The 16,671-nt window shown below is 64.7% G+C and carries 15 protein-coding genes and 2 pseudogenes; 11 read left to right on the plus strand and 6 right to left on the minus strand.

The window, feature by feature from the left end; all coding sequences use genetic code 11:
• The first annotated feature begins 75 nt into the window (after positions 1 to 75).
• Positions 76 to 654, plus strand: a complete 579-nt coding sequence (locus tag ABD301_RS01255) for a TetR/AcrR family transcriptional regulator (RefSeq protein ID WP_344306325.1) — start codon at positions 76 to 78, stop codon at positions 652 to 654.
• A 41-nt stretch (positions 655 to 695) separates the two neighbouring features.
• Here the strand turns inward: ABD301_RS01255 and ABD301_RS01260 are convergent, their stop codons facing one another.
• Both ABD301_RS01260 and ABD301_RS01265 read right to left on the minus strand, forming a co-directional pair.
• Positions 696 to 2,390, minus strand: coding sequence for a hypothetical protein (locus ABD301_RS01260; protein ID WP_344306327.1), 1,695 nt, complete (start codon positions 2,388 to 2,390; stop codon positions 696 to 698).
• A gap of 153 nt (positions 2,391 to 2,543) precedes the next feature.
• Positions 2,544 to 3,551 carry an MBL fold metallo-hydrolase gene (locus ABD301_RS01265; protein WP_344306329.1) on the minus strand — a complete coding sequence of 336 codons (1,008 nt, stop codon included), beginning with the start codon at positions 3,549 to 3,551 and terminating at the stop codon, positions 2,544 to 2,546.
• Between the two features lie 206 nt (positions 3,552 to 3,757).
• On the opposite strand from ABD301_RS01265, the gene ABD301_RS01270 reads away from it, so the two are divergent.
• Positions 3,758 to 4,375, plus strand: a complete 618-nt coding sequence (locus ABD301_RS01270; RefSeq protein ID WP_163569921.1) for a TetR/AcrR family transcriptional regulator — start codon at positions 3,758 to 3,760, stop codon at positions 4,373 to 4,375.
• A 168-nt stretch (positions 4,376 to 4,543) separates the two neighbouring features.
• Complete coding sequence (locus tag ABD301_RS01275; RefSeq protein WP_344306331.1) at positions 4,544 to 4,909, plus strand: hypothetical protein; 366 nt, start codon at positions 4,544 to 4,546, stop codon at positions 4,907 to 4,909.
• 11 nt (positions 4,910 to 4,920) lie between these two features.
• Here the strand turns inward: ABD301_RS01275 and ABD301_RS01280 are convergent, their stop codons facing one another.
• Positions 4,921 to 5,328: a YchJ family protein gene (locus tag ABD301_RS01280; protein ID WP_344306333.1), complete on the minus strand. Its 408-nt coding sequence runs from the start codon at positions 5,326 to 5,328 to the stop codon at positions 4,921 to 4,923.
• 26 nt (positions 5,329 to 5,354) lie between these two features.
• Positions 5,355 to 6,311, minus strand: coding sequence for an NADP-dependent oxidoreductase (locus ABD301_RS01285; protein ID WP_344306335.1), 957 nt, complete (start codon positions 6,309 to 6,311; stop codon positions 5,355 to 5,357).
• A gap of 108 nt (positions 6,312 to 6,419) precedes the next feature.
• On the opposite strand from ABD301_RS01285, the gene ABD301_RS01290 reads away from it, so the two are divergent.
• From ABD301_RS01290 to ABD301_RS01300, 3 genes and pseudogenes are all read left to right on the plus strand, one after another.
• On the plus strand, positions 6,420 to 6,977 hold the full coding sequence (locus ABD301_RS01290) for a TetR/AcrR family transcriptional regulator (protein WP_163569922.1): 558 nt from the start codon (positions 6,420 to 6,422) through the stop codon (positions 6,975 to 6,977).
• 791 nt (positions 6,978 to 7,768) lie between these two features.
• The gene (locus ABD301_RS01295) at positions 7,769 to 9,010 is read left to right on the plus strand and encodes an HNH endonuclease (RefSeq protein WP_344306337.1); all 1,242 of its coding nucleotides are present in this window, start codon (positions 7,769 to 7,771) and stop codon (positions 9,008 to 9,010) included.
• A 220-nt stretch (positions 9,011 to 9,230) separates the two neighbouring features.
• Positions 9,231 to 9,660 (plus strand): annotated as a pseudogene (locus tag ABD301_RS01300) (transposase); the annotation flags it as partial.
• Between the two features lie 86 nt (positions 9,661 to 9,746).
• Here ABD301_RS01300 and ABD301_RS01305 read toward each other — a convergent pair.
• Positions 9,747 to 11,867 carry a non-ribosomal peptide synthetase gene (locus ABD301_RS01305; protein WP_344306339.1) on the minus strand — a complete coding sequence of 707 codons (2,121 nt, stop codon included), beginning with the start codon at positions 11,865 to 11,867 and terminating at the stop codon, positions 9,747 to 9,749.
• Positions 11,864 to 12,118 (minus strand): phosphopantetheine-binding protein, encoded by a 255-nt coding sequence (locus ABD301_RS01310; RefSeq protein ID WP_163569927.1) that lies wholly within the window; start codon positions 12,116 to 12,118, stop codon positions 11,864 to 11,866. The genes ABD301_RS01305 and ABD301_RS01310 overlap by 4 nt, the downstream gene beginning before the upstream one ends.
• A gap of 281 nt (positions 12,119 to 12,399) precedes the next feature.
• Between ABD301_RS01310 and ABD301_RS01315 the strand changes: the two genes are divergently transcribed.
• The 5 genes and pseudogenes from ABD301_RS01315 to ABD301_RS01335 form a co-directional block, all read left to right on the plus strand.
• On the plus strand, positions 12,400 to 13,266 hold the full coding sequence (locus ABD301_RS01315; RefSeq protein ID WP_344306713.1) for a 3-hydroxyacyl-CoA dehydrogenase family protein: 867 nt from the start codon (positions 12,400 to 12,402) through the stop codon (positions 13,264 to 13,266).
• 1 nt (position 13,267) lies between these two features.
• Positions 13,268 to 13,522, plus strand: a complete 255-nt coding sequence (locus tag ABD301_RS01320) for a phosphopantetheine-binding protein (RefSeq protein WP_163569928.1) — start codon at positions 13,268 to 13,270, stop codon at positions 13,520 to 13,522.
• Complete coding sequence (locus tag ABD301_RS01325) at positions 13,512 to 14,666, plus strand: acyl-CoA dehydrogenase family protein (RefSeq protein WP_344306342.1); 1,155 nt, start codon at positions 13,512 to 13,514, stop codon at positions 14,664 to 14,666. Before ABD301_RS01320 ends, ABD301_RS01325 begins: the two co-directional genes overlap by 11 nt.
• Positions 14,663 to 15,694: an HAD-IIIC family phosphatase gene (locus tag ABD301_RS01330; protein WP_163569930.1), complete on the plus strand. Its 1,032-nt coding sequence runs from the start codon at positions 14,663 to 14,665 to the stop codon at positions 15,692 to 15,694. The genes ABD301_RS01325 and ABD301_RS01330 overlap by 4 nt, the downstream gene beginning before the upstream one ends.
• Before the next feature lie 14 nt (positions 15,695 to 15,708).
• Positions 15,709 to 16,581, plus strand: a pseudogene (locus ABD301_RS01335) (acyltransferase domain-containing protein); the annotation flags it as partial.
• Positions 16,582 to 16,671 lie beyond the last annotated feature (90 nt).

Here is a 16,671-nt window from a genome sequence, read left to right on the forward strand (position 1 = left end):
GAAAAGTGATGGGACTTCTATCCCATGACACTACCAGGCGATGGGACAAGAGTCCCATCGACTAGACTGAGGTCCATGGCACGGTGGGAACCAGGGGCACGGGAACGGCTCGTTTTGGCTGCCGTGGAACTGTTCACCGAGCAGGGGTACGACGAAACCACGGTCGCGCAGATCGCCGAACGCGCCGGCGTCACGAAAAGCACTTTCTTCCGGCATTTTCCCGACAAACGCAAGCTTCTTGCCGCCGGGCAGGAGACGCTCAGCCAACTGCTGACCGAGGGCATCGCCGGCGCGCCACCGGACGCCAGTCCGCTGGCAGCGGTCGCCGCCGGTCTCGTCCGCGCGTCGAGCGCGATGGGCCCGATGAACCGCGAACTCGGCCCGCGCCTGAAGGCGGCCATCGACGCCAACGCCGAGCTTCAGGAACGTGACGCTCTCAAAAGCGTCGGCCTCGCCGCCGCGATGACCGCCGCCCTGGTCGCCCGCGGCGTACCGGACCCGACCGCCCAGCTCGCCGGCGAACTGGGCGTACTCGCCTTCAAACGAGGCTTCACCGAGTGGTCCGGATCCGACCGACCCCCCGTCGACGAGCTCGCGCCGTACACGCTGAAGGCGCTCGACGACCTGCGAACCGCCACCGCCTCCCTAGGCTGACCGTCAGTCGTACCGTCCTGGAACGACGCCACAGCGGACCCTCAGGTGTCGTCGCCCTTCTCGCGCTTGGACGCTTCCGTGCGTTCGAGTGCGAGGCGATGCGCGCGCCGCACGTCGTCGCGCAACTGCCGTCCGGTTCCGGTGAGCACGAACTCCGCCGGTCGCCGTTTTGGTGCTGTCGCTGCGATCGCCTGCATGGCGGCGTCGAAGACATTGTCCATCGCGGCCCATTTGTCGTCGCCAGTCGGTGATCTGATCTCCAGGATGACGGAGCCCTCATCCTTCCTACGACCGCGGCTGCCGGTGTATCGCACCGTGTCCGTACGCCCGCCAAGTGCGCCCAGGCCCTCAAACAAGTCAGTCAATTCGTGGTAGGTCCGGGCCAGATCGGGGTCACGTCGGGTCCGTGGTGGCAGCTCGTTTCCGTCCAGATCGACGACATCGCGGCCCAACACCGCGGTCCGGCGCGCCGCTTCGGTGGGCGACACATCCGGCACCGGCCACTCCCGCTTGGCAAGTTGCTGATTGTCGACGTTGGTCCGCTCACGCCACGCCCGAAGGCGAGCGGCGAGGGTGGCGGGGTCGGTTTTCATTCGGTCGACAAGCTCAGGGACATCTTCGTCGCTCAGGTTCTCGTCGGGAGCCTTAAGCATCGATGCCCAGCGAAGTTTTCCCGCTGCCGAAGACAAATCGGCGCCCTGCGTCATCGCGAGCAGCCACTGCCCTCGGCTGGTCGTCAGCATCCTCGGCGCGATGCCGGACCGACGATCGTGTACGACCGCGTTGAACAGCGGCGAAGTCGCCATCTGCCGCGGGTCTGGCTGGGGCGGCTGCTCGTCGCCTCGAAGCACTTGGCGGCGCCGCTCGACGATCGCGGTGGCCGACATGTCCATCATCGTGTGCACCCAGCCGGACAGGTCGCCCAGAATCACCTTCCGGTCATCGTCCGGCAGCAGGGCGAACATTGCGGCGAAGTCCGTGCGCGCCAGAACTTTGGTCAACCCCTTGAGAAAGGAGATCGAGTATAGGGGGTCATCTCCGGCTGGTGTCGCGGCCAAATAGGACTGGATCAGCGTGATGAATCCCAGCAGCTCCGGGCTTGCCTTGCGGCCGGCCATCCGGCGCACCAGTGCGGTGTCGACGGGCCGTACGTCCGCGATCGGCTGTGCACCGCCGGCCAGCAGATCGTAGAAATGCGGCACCGCACGCAGCGGAACACCAACGGTGACCTGCAGGTCGGGATGGAACCCGCCGCCTCCGGGCGGAGTCAACCAGTAGCCAGGCACTCCACCGGGCAGTTCAGTCGTGTGGAACCGCCGTCCCGCTGGCTGGTCGGCCAACTGCCCGATCAACAGCCGCATCGCCGCTTTCATCTGCCGCCATTCGGCCACGTCGACGACTCCGGGCGGATTGGTCACCAGCTCGATGTTGGACTCGCGAGCGCCGTTGTCCTCGGCCTGCAACTGAAAGTACGTTCGATAGACCAGTGGCGTACCTTTGCCGACCTTCCCGCCAGCACTGTCGGTGACCTGCCAGTTGGACTCCTCCAGCTCGACACCCACGTTGCGCTGGACCTGAAGCGGAGCCGCCTGGGAGCCGAACAGCGCAGACACCGCCGCATTGCCGGCTTGGCGCTGCAGACCCAGGATCCGCGCTGGTTGCGGCCGCTCTCGCCAGCCCCCGGCCGGCGGCCGGTCGTCGCCGCATTTGCGCTGGTCAGCTGCCCTGTCACGCATCGCTCGCTCGATTCGGTCGGAGGTTCACACCGCAGCGAGAGCGTCTCCCATCTCCTTTGGGTCAGCTTAAGGTCGCGATTCTGACCCGTGTTACTTCCGGCCAACGGCCAACGCTTTTCGGGGTTGGGAATGAGTAGATGGTTCCGGCGGCTGTCAGGATCCGCAGCAGCAGTGCGCCTGGCCGGTCGGATGGGTGAGTTCGGTAGCGACGGCAGCGACGTTGCGTTGCGGCATGTTCGGGATCGACGCGACCGACGGATAGCGCGGGTAACTGTGGTCCATCGCGGCCAATATTGACTGTTGTTCCGGCGTTGTGACGTTTACGCCACCTGGCGACGCCGGGGCCGTCGCATTATGGACGAGTCCGCGTACCTGCTGAAGGTACGCGCGTTGGGCGGTGAGGAGCGTACGCGTGTCGGCCGGCGTGCCGTGGCCCGGATAGCACGTTTTCGCCTGCGAGAAATGCCGCTCAAGCTGGTCCAGGTTGGTCAGCCAGCCGCAGCTGTGTCCTTCGAGCAACGCTGGCGTTGCCTTGTTGCAGAGCAGATCGCCGCAGAACAGCGAACGGCTGACTGGCTCGTAGTAGGCGGTCGCGGATTCCGATTCGCCAGGTCCGAACTCCGCCGTCTGGAACGTGACACCGTCGACCTTGATCGTCGCGCCGGGGTCGAAGGTCCGGGTGGGTGGGATGACCTTGGCTGGATAGTCGGCGCCGAGTCCCTGGCGGGTTAGTGGATAGAACCCCAGCGGATCGGTCCGCATGAGCTCGGCGGTCGCGTGGGAGGCATAGATCGGCGCTGCTGGATACGCGTCGCTAATAACGCCGGCTCCGCCGACGTGGTCAGGATGGGAGTGGGTGAGGAGAATCGCCGAGACGCTCTTGCCGGTCTGCCGGATCCGCGCCAGCGCCTGCCGCGCATCGGACAGCGCGCGGCCGGTGTCGACGACCACCAGTCCCTTGGGGGTATGCAACCAAAACACGTTCACCGAGCCCGGATTGGCGGACGCGTACTGGCCGACCGTCGCCGGCCCGGACGTTGACTTCACCGACGGCTGAGCGTTCGTACGTGCACACCCCGCGACGGCCGTGCCGATCACAGCGGCGAGCAACACCCGACGCGAGATGGGGGCGTCGACCCGGCCGCGCGCGGGCTTGTTCATTTAACACTCCTTTTGTTGTGCAAAACCGGGTTTAGATTGTCAGCCTTACCGTTGCGTATCAACGGCCAATAGTGGATTGCAGCGATAACTGGAGCTGATGGATCGATGGGGTGACCACCGCCGCGCCGGCCAAAGGGAGTCGAGTCACTTTTTCACCTCTATTGTTTTTTACACCGAGTGACGTAGATCACCGGTAGCATACGACCATGAACCAGACGCTGGGGCTGCGTGAGCGCAAGAAGCTGATGACTCGGCAGGCGATCCTGGACACCGCCGCCGAACTGTTCGCCGGGCGTGGCTACGACAACGTGACCGTTGCTGAGATCGCCGACGCGGTGAACATCTCGGCCAAGACATTGTTCGTTTACTTCCCGGCCAAGGACGACCTGGTTTTCCACGGTGAAAACGAGATATGCGAGCGGCCGGTCGCGCGGGTGCGCGACCGGGCGGACGGCGAGACGCCACTGGACGCGATCGAGGCGCTGCTTCGCGCGGAGATGTCGGCCACGCCGTCCGTTGACGACTTGGAACGGCTGCGTGCGACCGTCCGCGACAGTGCCGTGCTGCAGGCCCGCATGCGGCTGATGTGGGAGCGATTCGAGATCGCGCTGGCCCGGCAACTGGCAGCCGAAGCGGGCACCGACGAGCACGCTCCCCGGCCGCGGGTCATCGCTGCCCAGCTGATCGCGATCTTCCGTTTGCTGGCCTCAGACGAGGTGCTCGGCTATCTGCGCGGCCGGCCGAAGTCCAGACGGCGCACCGCGTTCGCCGAGTGGCTCGACGTGTCGGTCGCCATGCTGCGCGACGGCATCGGCTCAACATAAACGGCGCCGTTCTTCGGCGTGCGCCCGAGAGTCATTTTCGGCTCAGGCCGAAAACCGTTGACGCCTCGACACGGATCGGGAAACACTCCCGCAAGACGAGCCGTCAAGATCAAGGTCTGCCGACACAGAAGGAAAGTTATGAACAGAGGCGCGAAAATTTTTGCTGTCTTGACCATCCTGCTCGCAGCCGTTTTCGCCAGCGGCGCTCCGGCCGCAGCGGAAACCGGACTTCACTGCAACCAGAATGTCTGTTTCGACGTACACGGCAAGAAGTTGAATGTATCAGGCGTGGACGGATATTATTCCAACAAGAATTACAGCATCCATTGTGGATTTATGATCCTGTTCGTGAACGGGAAGCAGAGCTACCAGTCCAACGAACTCTGCACGGTCCCGTACGGATGGGGACCGAAACCGATGCACGTAAACATCAACCGCAATTTCGCGAACGGCACTCAGATCTGCGCCGAAATTCGCGGAACACAGGGCCACAAGAACCTCAACGGCCACCCGTGCATCACGGTGCATTCGTAACGTAAGCGGGCTCAGAACTGGTGGCCGTCGAGGTAGGTCCACTGGCCCTTTTCTCGTACGAACCGGCTAACCTCGTGCATCACGCCGGGTGAGCCGTCGGGTGTCCGGTAGTACGCGCGGAACTCCACTGTGCCGTCGACATGCAACAGCCCTCCACCTGTGGTGGCGACTATTTCGAGCCGCTCCCAGCGCGGCCCCTGCTGCAGGTCCAGCGCTTTCGGCCGGGTCGTCGGGTGCCAGCTGCGCAGCAGATAGGCCGCGTCACCCATGGCGAAAGCGCAGTAGCGCGAGCGCATCAGGGCCTCCGCGGTCGCGGCAGGAGAGGTGCCGGCATGCGCGGGGCCACAACACTCGTCGTACGGTGGCATGCCGCCGCACGGGCATCGCCGCGGCGAGCGGGTCTTGGGGCGAGACGACATGACCGCCATTCTCCGCCCTCATCGATCTAGAGATCGACGACGACCTTGCCGTGTACGTGCCGGCCGGCCTGGAGCTCGGCAGCGCGGCGGATCTGCTCGACCGGGAAGCTCGCCGCGAGAGGCACTCGGAGTTGGCCCGCCGCGACCAGCAGGGCGACCGCTTCCAGGGCGCCGAGAGCGGCGTTCGCGCCGTTGGCCGCCGACACACCGTCGACTTGTGTCGCGATGGTGCAGATGCGGCCGTCCGGGACGCCGAGTTCCCTTGCGGCGTGCACTGTTTCCGTCCCATGCAGGTCGATGGCCGCGGTGACCCCGCCGGGAGCCAGGGCCCGGACTCGGTCGGCCAGACCGTCGCCGTAGGCGACCGGCTCGGCTCCGAGATCGCGCAGGAAATCGGACGAGGACGCCGATCCGGTCCCGATCACCCGCGCCCCTGCGATCCGGGCCAGCTGGACAGCGAACACCCCGACCCCGCCCGCCGCGCCGCCGATCAGCACTGTGTCGTTCGGGCCGAGGTCGACCACGGCGAGGGCGGCCGATGCCGTACGGCCGGCGATCGTGAGGGTGGCGGCGGTGCGGTCGTCGACGCCATCGGGGGTGTGATGGGCCTCGTTCGCCGCGATCCCCCCGGCCGGGTCGATCACTACGAAGTCGGCGACCGCGCGGGACAGGGCGCCCCCGAACACCCGGTCGCCAGCTGCGAAGCCGGTCACTCCGGCACCGACCTGGTCAACCACACCCGCATAGTCGGTCCCGAACCCGGTTGGCAGGCTCAAGCCAAACCGGGCGGCGGTGTTCGCGTCGGCGGTCATGATCGAGTCCATCGGGTTCAGACCGGCCGCGGTGACCCGCACGCGTACCTGTCCCGGTCCGGCCTGCGGGGCGGGAATCTCCCGGATGTCCAGGCCTTCGGGGCCGCCGAATGACTCGAGCTGGACCGCCCTGCTCTGGCCCGTCGGCAGTTGATCGCTCTGTTGCTGCATGTACGCCTGTCTCCTTGGACCGAGGGAACACGTCGAAACGGACTATGCTCCGTTTGCATGGACGACCATAACACAACCGGAGCGCGTTCCGTTTCGACCGATGGGGAGATGCGCGCGCCACGGGCGGACGCGGCCCGTAACCGTGACCAGTTGCTCGCGGTGGCGACCCGCGTGTTCGTGTCGGCTGACGCCGAGCCATCGATGCGTGCGATCGCCCGCGAGGCTGGGGTCGGCATCGCCACGCTCTACCGGCACTTCCCGACCCGCGAGTCGCTGGTCGATGCGGTCTACCGGGACCAGGTCGTACGGCTGACCACCGGCGCCCGCGAACTGCTCGGCGAGCTGCCCCCAGCCGCGGCTATGCGGCACTGGATGGACTTGTTCGGTGACTGGATCGCGACCAAGAACGGCATGCTTGACACGCTGCTTGCGATGATCGAGTCAGGCGAAATCGCGCACACCCAAACCCGGACCGAGCTACTGGCGGCCATCACGACCATTCTTGAGGCCGGCCGCGCGGCGGGCGACCTCCGCTCCGACGTCACCGCCGAAGACATAGCCGCGTCCCTCATCGGCATCTTCACCGTGGCCCCCCGGCCCGAGCATGAAGCCAAGGCCGGTCGCCTACTAAATCTCCTAATGGACGGCCTACTAAGCCGGCATTGATTCAAGAGATATCTTGGGCGAGTCGGGCGCGCGAAAGAGCCGCCCTCAAAGCGCAGGCTTGACCTGCACTTCTGCGGAGTCGGTGCCCCTTTTTGGTGGCGTTCGCCGAGTGTGACCGAGATGGCGACTCTTGGCGTTGAACGGCGCGTTTTCTGCGCCAGTCGCACTTCCGTGAGGCCCTTGGACAATCGCGAGTGGGACAAAACCCCCACTGTCCGCGCCGAGCGGGGGCAAAGTCCCACACTCGGCGGCCGGACAACAACCCGACCGATCGATGAGGCCCGGCAAATATCCACTAGGCTGAGTTTCCGGGCTTGAGGACTCGGCAATTCATTTCGTTGCGATACCCTTCCGGCGGTATTACCCAGTAGCGCAGGGACCGCGATTCTTGTCGGGTCTCGCCTGGCGATAGACTTCCGCACTCCTGCGCCACCACCTACAGGTACGTCATAGCGAGAATCTGGCAACCTGGGTAATACGCCAGGGGCGTCCGAGTCATGCTCATTGACCAGCGGGTTCGTCGATGTTGATCATGAAAGGCCGGAAACTCCGGCTAGGAAACTGCCGGCCTAGTAGTAGCGTGTCGCTTCTAAATTTGCGATATTTGTTGGCGTGATCTTCTCAGGTTTCACTGCAGTCACAGGAGCAACCGCACCGTCCATCCCAACGCTTTCGCTCACAAAACGTTGAACGCGCGCGCTCTATGTTTCGTTGGGGTTATTGTGAAAGTACGCATTTCCTGATTACCCGTACGCGATCATATTGTCGGTGCCGGCGGTAGAATTAATGTCATGGCCGCCGGCGACGAAGTCACCTCTCCAGAGCTCTGGAGGTGTGACCCGGACGAGCTCGGCGAGCTGCTACAGGAGAAAGAAAAAGCGGTCCGGCTACTACAGGTCGAAGTGTTGGACATTGTCGCGGCGATCCACCGGGGAAACGTCGGCAAGACGCTCGGGCACCGCAACACCCTGGGCATGCTGCAAGACCTCCTTCGACTGTCCCCCACAGAGGCATCCCGACGCTACAAACGAGCCCTGAACCTGTGCCCCAGCCAAGCCCTCACCGGGGAAACACTCGCACCCACACTCAGCATCGCGAGTGAGGCGATGCGCCGCGGGGAACTCGCGGACTCCCAAATCGACACGATTGTTGGGGTCGTGACCAGGCTCCCGGCCAGGGTGACCATCAAAGACCGCGAAGAAGCCGAAGCGTCGCTGGTGGAACACGCGAAACGGTACACCGCACCAGGCCTAGCCAAAGTCGGGCGACGGATCCATGATCACCTGGACCCCGACGGACCGGCGCCGTCCGAACACGAAAACGAGAAACCACGCCGCGAACTATCCCTACACACCGGCACAGACGGACGCCTGAACTTCAGTGGCTCGTTCGACGGGGAAACCGGCACTTTGTTCAGTGAAATTCTGAGCCCCCTGGCCAAACCCCGCCCCGCCGAGAATGGCACCCCTGATCAGCGGTCAGTGTCCGAACGCAACGGGGACGCGCTCGCGGAAGCGTTGAATCTGATCGCGGACTCCGGGAAACTCCCCGTCCAGGGCGCCGAGCGGCCGCATCTCACCATCACCATCAACTGGGACATGCTCCGCGACCGCCTCGGAGTCGCATACCCACACAGCGGCGCACCCATCTCCCCCAAAGGCGTCCGCCGGCTCGCGTGCGACGCGGACATCATCCCGATCGTGCTGGGCAGCGACAGCGTGCCGCTGGACGTCGGACGCAACGAACGACTCATCACACCAGCCCTACGCAAAGCCCTGATAACGCGAGACAAAGGCTGCGCCAGATGCGGCCGACCACCCCGCTGGACCAGGGGGCACCACGTGCAGCACTGGGCCGACGGTGGGCATACCTGCCTTGACAATTGCGTGCTCCTGTGCGACCGCTGCCATCGCCTCGTCCATCACGGCGGCTGGGACGTACGCATCGTCAACGGAATCGTTGAATTCCTACCGCCCGCGTACGTTGACCGCGAACGAAGACCCATCCGCGGCATCAACCAACTCGCCGCATAGAAAACCCACCCGGCCGCCGGGCACCACCACACCCGGCGGCCCACAACCCTGCAGACGAACCATCACCCCATCCGTCTCAACAGACCTGAACCCGTGTCGAGCCAGCGCGGGGCGAGGGGTTGAGGCTGACCGGTGAGGGTGGGCTGCTGGCTCGGTTGACCAAGATCGTGGTCGAGTCGGCTCTGGATGGGGAGATGGATGAGCATCTCGTTATTCCAAGCATGATCCGGTCGGTCGGGACGGCGGTAACTCCGTAACGGGAAGCGGTCCAACGTTGGCGACCGAGGCTGGGCCGGCGGCAGCGACGCGCATCAGGTATCGACGACCTCGTGATTTCGTTGTCCGCGAAGGAATTGACCACCGGGGAGAATCTCGGCGCACCTGGCCGAGGTGTACGATGCGACCGCGTCCAAGACGACGATCTCCGCGATCACCGACCGGGTCCTGGAGGGCATGAGCGAGTGGCAGAACCGGCCGATCTACGTCGCGCTGGCCGTCGCCACCGAAGGCACCCGCGACATCCTCGGGCTGTGGCCGGTGAGCACGGCGACGGGGAGGGCGCCAAGTGCTGGATGCGGGTGCTATCGGAGATCAAGAACCGCGGCACCAACGACGTGTGCATCGCGGTTTGCGACGGTCTCAAGGGAATCTCCCGCTCGGGCAACTAAAATCCGGCATCCGTTGAACGTCACCTGTGTTGAACGCTGGCCGGAGTTTTTGGCCGAGTTGGTGGGATCTACGGCAGTGCCATTCGGTCGATTTTGCCGTTGGGTGTCAAGGGAAGATCGGTCAGAGTGACGATCTCGCCAGGAATAATTGCCTTAGGCAGGTGGGCGAGGAGGTGCTGGATGAGGTCATCAGTGTCCAGGACGGGATAGTTGGAGCGCAGGACGACATGCGCGACAAGCTGATGATTGCCTTTGGTACGGCGGGCGGTGACGACGGCGCGCGCGATTGCTGGATAACCCAGCAGGTGCGCCTCGATTTCGCCGAGTTCGACGCGTAGGCCGTTGATCTTGGTTTGGAAGTCGATACGACCGAGGAGTTCGATGATGCCATCTGGTCCGTATCGCGCGATGTCTCCGGTTCGCAGGAGGCGGCGGGTGCGGCCGTCGGGTGCGTGCCAGTGGATGAATTTCGTTTGGGTCAGGTCGGGGCGGTTGAGGTAGTCGCGGGCGAGGCCAATACCGCCGATATGGAGTTCACCCGGCACCCCGACGGGTACGAGTTGGCCAGCGGTGTCGAGAATGTACGTGGTTTGGTTGGCCATCGGACGGCCGTACGGGATGCTTCGCCATTCAGGGTCGCGGTCGGTGACCTCGTAGATGGTCGAGTGAATGGAGGCTTCCGAGATGCCACCGAGAGCAATGAACCGTACGCTCGGTGAAATCGCGCGAAGGCGTTCGGGATGGGTGAGGTCAATCCAGTCACCCCCGAGCATCGCCAGGCGCACCGTCGGCAGTGCCGGGCCACCACGGAATTCGATGGAGCCGAGCAGGATCTCCAGCAGCGCGGGTGTCGAATTCCAGATGGTGACTTGATGTTCGGTGATGAGTTGCGACCAGTGCCGTGGATTGCGGGCTCGCGTCAGGGTGGGGAGCACGACGGTGCCGCCGGCGATGAGGATCCCCAGCAGTTCTGGCACGGCCATGTCGAAATTGGGTGACGACAAGCTAATGACAGCGTCGCCGTGGCCGATGCTGAAACGTGTGTTCAGATCGAGCAGATTGTTGGCCACTCCGCGGTGTGTGACGGCGATGGCCTTCGGCGTACCAGTGGATCCGGACGTGTAGATGAGATAACAGAGATTGTCGACCGTGACGGCTGAACGTGGCGGTCCGGGATTCGTTGGCCCAGCCAGCAGTTGGTCGAGTTCGACCGTTTCCCCAGTACCGGGAGGCAGCTTCCCGGTCAGGTCGCTGGTGGTGATGACGACTCGGCAAGCGGAGTCAGCAAGGATGAATTCCAGTCGCGCGGTTGGGTATTCGAGATCCAGCGACAGGAAAGCGCCGCCGGCTTTCAGAATGGCCAGCATGCTGATCACCAGATCAGGCGTTTTGCGGAGGCAGATGGCGACGATGGTGTCGGGGCCGACGCCGAGGGTCTGAAGATGGCTGGCAAGACGGTTGCTCGCGGCGTCGAGGTCAGCGTACGTAAGGATGCCGTCGGAATGAATGATCGCCACCGCGTCGGGAGTCAATTCGGTGCGAGCAGTGAAATGTTCATGCAGGCAACGGTCTTGCGGCAGGTCTTGAGCAGTGTCGTTCCATCGGTCGAGCATCATGGTGAACTCTGCGGGTGATAACAGCGGCAGTTTGCTCAGCGGGGTGTCCGGTTCGGTGGCCGCGCCGGTCAGCAGCGTGAGCAGGTGGCTGGCGAACCGCGCAATGGCGCCGTCATCGATCGTCGCGCTGTCGTACGTGATGCGTATCTGCGCCGATTCAACGCAAAAGCGCACACGTGGGGAATGATCCGGCGGAACGGTCCCGCGGTGGTGTGCGGCGACCTGGCACATCGCGGGGTCGGTGGGATCCGGAACGAGGTCACCGGCGGCAGTTCGGCGCAGCAGTTCGCGAAAGACCGGATCGCCGTCGATTTCGAGGTCGAAAAGTTGCCAGCGACCCCCTGGCGCGACGAGAATCGGTACGCGGGCTTGCCCCGTGTAGCGGGAAAAGGTCGCGGCCAGTGCGGTCAGAATGACAGCGAAGGACTTAGTTTTCGTTTCGGTTGCGAGTTTTCCGATCGCGGTGACGACTGGGTCCGGCAGCGGGATGGTGATCTCGGCGCTGCCTGCCGGGCCAGTGGTACGCCTGCCGATGGACCGAAGGTCGAGTGCCACCAATTGGTCGCCGCTCATGGAACCTGTTGTTTGTTCGCGAGTACGCGCCTGATTTCGGCGGCGAATTCCGCGACTGTCGACGCCTCAAAGATCAGGCTGACCGGCAGCTCGATGGCCAACCGCTCACGCAGGGCGGTGACTACGGCCATTGCTTGGACGGAATGTCCGCCGCGCGCGAAGAAATCATCGTTGATGTCGATGTCGGCTACCCGCAGTGCCGCCTGCCACACGTCGATGACCAGTTGCTCGACTTGGTCTTGAGAAGTCACGCTGCTCCCGTCAGGTCGTCGCCGACAACCCTGTTTCCGGTTCTGCGTCCGCTCGGCGTCAGTACGAACGTTCGCTGCCTCTCGCACGGTGCGGGCAGGTGCGAACGCGCGTACTTCCGTGCACCGATCAATGCCCGTACGACGAACCCGCGAGTGCAGGGATTTCCCGAGTTTTCCCGGCTTTGCGGCCTTCTGTCGCGGTGCCCGGTGATGTCAGACTGTCGATTGTCCTGCCTCCCCGGGTCGGGAGTCATACCAGACGAGAGGTCGTCGGCTTGAGTGTGGAGCTGGTCGGTGTCGTTGGAGCTGGCGTGATTGGTCGCGGAGTGTGCCACGCGGTTGCGGCAAGTGGCGTTGACGTCGTGCTTGTCGACGTGGACGCGCGGACTTTGACCGACGCGGTGGACGAGATCCGGGTGAACGCCCGAATGTACCGACTGCTGGACGGCGGCGCCGGTACGACGACCGGCAGTCGAGAGCTGCTCCAGCGGATTCATCCCTCGGTAGACTACGAAAGTCTCGCGGACGCCGACATCGTCATTGAGAACGTCCCGGAAAACTGGGATATCAAACAGTCCGTCTACCAGGAGTTGAGTCGGACGTGTCCGACAGCAACCGTTTTCGCGGCGAATACGTCGACCATTCCGATCACCAGGATCGCCGCGACGACGGATCGGCCCGATCAGGTGGTCGGCCTGCATTTCATGAATCCGGTGCCGTTGAAACCGACCGTGGAGCTGATCCGAGGCCGTGACACCTCCGACTCAACGGTCGCGCGGGTGATGGAATTGCTGGATCGGATGGGAAAGGAAGCGGTTGGCGTCCGAGATTCGCCGGGATTCGTGACGAATCGGGTGCTCATGCTGGCGGTCAACGAGGCCACGTCCCTGGTCGAGGAAGGCGTCGCGGAGCCGGCCGCGATCGATCGACTTTTCACCGGTGGTCTCGGACATCGGATGGGGATACTGGCCACCGCCGACCTGATCGGGATCGACACGGTGCTGAACAGCATCGAGATGTTGTACGAGGCGTTCGGTGACAGCAAATACCGGCCCTGTCCGTTGTTGCGCAAGATGGTCGAGGAGGGCCGGTTGGGTCGCAAGAGCGGAGCTGGTTTCTTCGCGTACGATCCGGCGGCCGGGAGCTGACATGCCGGTGGATGTGAGCGGGATCCGGGACCGTGTACGGGTGTTCGTCGTCGATGCGGCCGGTTTGGACGGGCTGGCCGACGACGAGCGGATGTTCCTGCGATACCACCTCAGTTCGCTGTTCGCCGTGCAGTTGGTTTTGTTCGTCGAGCGCGCGTTCGGGATTATCGTCGAGGATGACGACCTGGACATGGAGAACTTCGCCACGGTGAACGCGATCGCCGCCCTCGTCGCGAGGAAACCCAGTGCTCGTTGAGCCGATCCAGGAGCGGTCCGCCGCGATCCGCGGGTTCGCGGAGTTCGCGCGAGCGGAAATCGGCACCCGCGCGAGCTGGCACGACCAACGCGAGCACCTGGATCCGGGGCTGCGGACAATCCTGGCGGGACAGGGCTTTTTCGCGCCGTTTGTCCCGCCGGCGCACGGTGGCCGCGGATTCGATCTGATGACGTACGCGATGCTGCATGAACAGATCGGCCGATGTTGCAGCGCCACCAGGACGATTCTGACCGCACATGACATGGTGGCCAGGACCGTCCTTCGGTGCGGCCGAAACGACCAACGCGACCAGTGGCTGCCCATGCTGACCAGCGGACGAGCACTCGCGGGATTCGCGCTGACAGAGCCCGGTTCCGGCAGCGACGGCCGGCCGGTGGATACCGTGGCCGTGCGGCAGAGTGATGGATATCGGCTCTCCGGAAAGAAGACGTGGGTAAGTGGCGGTCAGGTCGCCGACGTTTTCCTGGTTTTCGCGCGAGAAGACGACGGCGTGACCGCGTTGCTGGTCACCGCGGACACCCCGGGCCTGACCCGGGAACCGGTACGAGGACTGCTCGGTTGCCGCGGCGCCGAGCTCGCACACCTGGCATTCGACGGCTGCCCCATCGGCGTCGACGCGGTCGTCGGTCGAGCCCGGAACGCGCATCCGTTGGTGTCTGGCCACGCCCTCACGCTGGGCCGGCTCAGCGTCGCGGCCGGCGGTGTTGGCGTCGCGCAGGCGTGTACCGACGCAAGCGTGGCGTACGCGACCGAACGCCGCCAAGGCGACTCCGCATTGATAGACCATCAGTTGGTCAACCGAATGCTCACCGAGATGATCACCGGCACCGAAGCGGCCCGCCTGCTGTGCCGGCAGGCCGCCGAATTACTGGATGCCGGCGATCCGCAGGCACCGATGGCGGCCAGCATGGCCAAATATGTCGCGGCGCGCAACGCGGTGGACGCGGCCCGCGACGCGGTCCAGATTCACGGCGCGTACGGCTGTTCCGCCGACGCGCCAGTGGAACGGTATTTCCGGGACGCGAAGGTGCTGGAGATTATCGAAGGCAGCAACGAAATTCACCAGCAACTGATCGGCCGGTACGGCTACACCGAATACGGGCTCGCCGGTGGCCGCTCATGACAGAGCTGGTGAAATGCGTGGTCTGGGACCTGGACGACACGGTGTGGAATGGTGTCCTGCTGGAGAATGACGCGATTCACCTGCGGCTGGGCGTGGTCGACACCGTGCGGGAACTGGACCGCCGGGGGATCCTGCAGTCGATCGCCAGCCGCAACGACGGCGCCCGCGCGACCGCCGCGCTACGAGATTTTGGCCTGTCGGACTACTTCCTGGTGCCACAGCTAGGCTGGGGTGCGAAATCCGGTTCGGTACGGCGGATCGCCGAAGAACTGTCGATCGGCCTGGACACCCTGCTGTTCGTGGACGACGACCCGGTCGAACGGGCCGAGGTCGCCAGCACTCACCCGGACGTACGAGTCGCCGACGCCGACATCCCCGCCTTGCTGACCCGTCCGGATCTCACTCCGGCCGCGGTGACCGGCGAGGGTCGGCGCCGGCGGCTGATGTACCACGCGGAATTCCGCCGTCGGCGCGCCGAACAGGATTTCACCGGCCCGGCGCCGGAGTTCTTGGCGTCATTGCAGATGAACGTGACGATCCGCCGGGCCGCACTCGGCGACCTCGACCGCGCCGAGGAACTGACGGTACGAACAAACCAGCTCAACGCGACCGGTTACCCGTACTCGCGGGCCGAGCTGGCCGAGCTGGCCAGCTCGGCGGTTCATGACCTGATCGTCGTCGAGCTGTCCGACCGGTTCGGCTCGTACGGCATCGTCGGCCTCGCATTGCTGACCCACGACCCGCAGGTGTGGACGGTGAAGTTGTTGCTGATGTCCTGCCGGGTGTCCGCACGAGGAATCGGCACAGTTCTGCTGCACGACCTGATAACCCAGAGCCAGCGGCAGAAAACCCGACTGCGCGGCGAATTCGTCCCGACGCCAGTCAACCGGCCGATGCGGATCAGCTACCGGCTGGCCGGCTTCCGTGCGGTCGGCAGCCGTGACGGCGTACAGCTGCTGGAACACCACGGGACACCGACCACTCCTGCACCGCACGTGACCGTTTCCTCGACCTGGAGCCAAATGTGAGCGGGATCGCCTTCATGTTCACCGGCGCCGGTGACCAGTATCCAGGCATGGGTGCTCAGCTTTACCAGGACGAGCCGGTGTTCCGGGACGGCGTCGACAGGTGTTGCCGACTGCTGTCGCCGCTGCTCGGATTCGACCTGCACACCGTCATCTACCCGGACGTGGACCAACCCATTCGTACGGCGGAGCCAGATCTGCGGCGGCTGCTCGGCCGGGACGAACCCGATCCGGCGCAGCAGTCGCTGGACCGTACGCTGGCGGCTCATCCGGCCACCTTCGCCGTCGGCGTCGCGCTGGCCGAGACGCTGCTGGAAGCCGGTGTACGGCCGGACGCGGTGATGGGCCACAGCCTCGGCGAGATCATCGCGGCGACCGTCGCTGGGGTGTTCACCCCTGCCGACGCCGCGCTGCTGGTCACGGCACGGGCCAAAGCGGTGGAAACGCTCGACGAGGGGGCCATGCTCGCCGTCCTGCTGCCGGAGGACCGGGTACGTTCCCTCATCACCGCGGAGCTGTCCGTGGCCGCGGTCAACACGCCGTCGCTCTGTGTCGTAGCCGGTCCTGTGGACGACGTGGTGCGACTGCAGCGGGAACTCGAGCGTACGGAGGTGGCATGTCAGCGACTGGCCGCCAGGCATGCGTTCCACTCGACGCAGCTAAACCAACTGACCGATCAGCTCGATGCGGTCATCGCCGGCCTCGACCTGCGGCCGCCGCGAATTCCCGTGGTGTCGAACATCTCGGGGACCTGGTTGACCGCTGCGGAGGCCACCGATCCGCGCTATTGGACGCGGCAACTGACCGAAACTGTACGTTTTGACGCCGGCCTGCGTACGCTGCTCGCGCATCACCGGACGTTGGTGGAGGTCGGCCCCGGCCGGACGCTGGCGTCGTTCGTGTCCGGCACTCGGATCGGTACGACCGTGGTCACGACCCTGCCGCCACGGCATTACCACGCGTCTGCCACCACCACCTAC

This window comes from Fodinicola feengrottensis (genome assembly GCF_039530045.1).
In the GTDB taxonomy this organism is placed as follows: domain Bacteria; phylum Actinomycetota; class Actinomycetes; order Mycobacteriales; family HKI-0501; genus Fodinicola; species Fodinicola feengrottensis.

Coding starts and splice junctions, on each gene's coding strand:
- ABD301_RS01255 (WP_344306325.1), top strand. CDS start 76: ATGGCACGGTGGGAACCAGGGGCACGGGAACGGCTCGTTTTGGCTGCC.
- ABD301_RS01260 (WP_344306327.1), bottom strand. CDS start 2,390: ATGCGTGACAGGGCAGCTGACCAGCGCAAATGCGGCGACGACCGGCCG.
- ABD301_RS01265 (WP_344306329.1), bottom strand. CDS start 3,551: ATGAACAAGCCCGCGCGCGGCCGGGTCGACGCCCCCATCTCGCGTCGG.
- ABD301_RS01270 (WP_163569921.1), top strand. CDS start 3,758: ATGAACCAGACGCTGGGGCTGCGTGAGCGCAAGAAGCTGATGACTCGG.
- ABD301_RS01280 (WP_344306333.1), bottom strand. CDS start 5,328: ATGTCGTCTCGCCCCAAGACCCGCTCGCCGCGGCGATGCCCGTGCGGC.
- ABD301_RS01285 (WP_344306335.1), bottom strand. CDS start 6,311: ATGCAGCAACAGAGCGATCAACTGCCGACGGGCCAGAGCAGGGCGGTC.
- ABD301_RS01290 (WP_163569922.1), top strand. CDS start 6,420: ATGCGCGCGCCACGGGCGGACGCGGCCCGTAACCGTGACCAGTTGCTC.
- ABD301_RS01295 (WP_344306337.1), top strand. CDS start 7,769: ATGGCCGCCGGCGACGAAGTCACCTCTCCAGAGCTCTGGAGGTGTGAC.
- ABD301_RS01305 (WP_344306339.1), bottom strand. CDS start 11,867: ATGAGCGGCGACCAATTGGTGGCACTCGACCTTCGGTCCATCGGCAGG.
- ABD301_RS01320 (WP_163569928.1), top strand. CDS start 13,268: ATGCCGGTGGATGTGAGCGGGATCCGGGACCGTGTACGGGTGTTCGTC.
- ABD301_RS01330 (WP_163569930.1), top strand. CDS start 14,663: ATGACAGAGCTGGTGAAATGCGTGGTCTGGGACCTGGACGACACGGTG.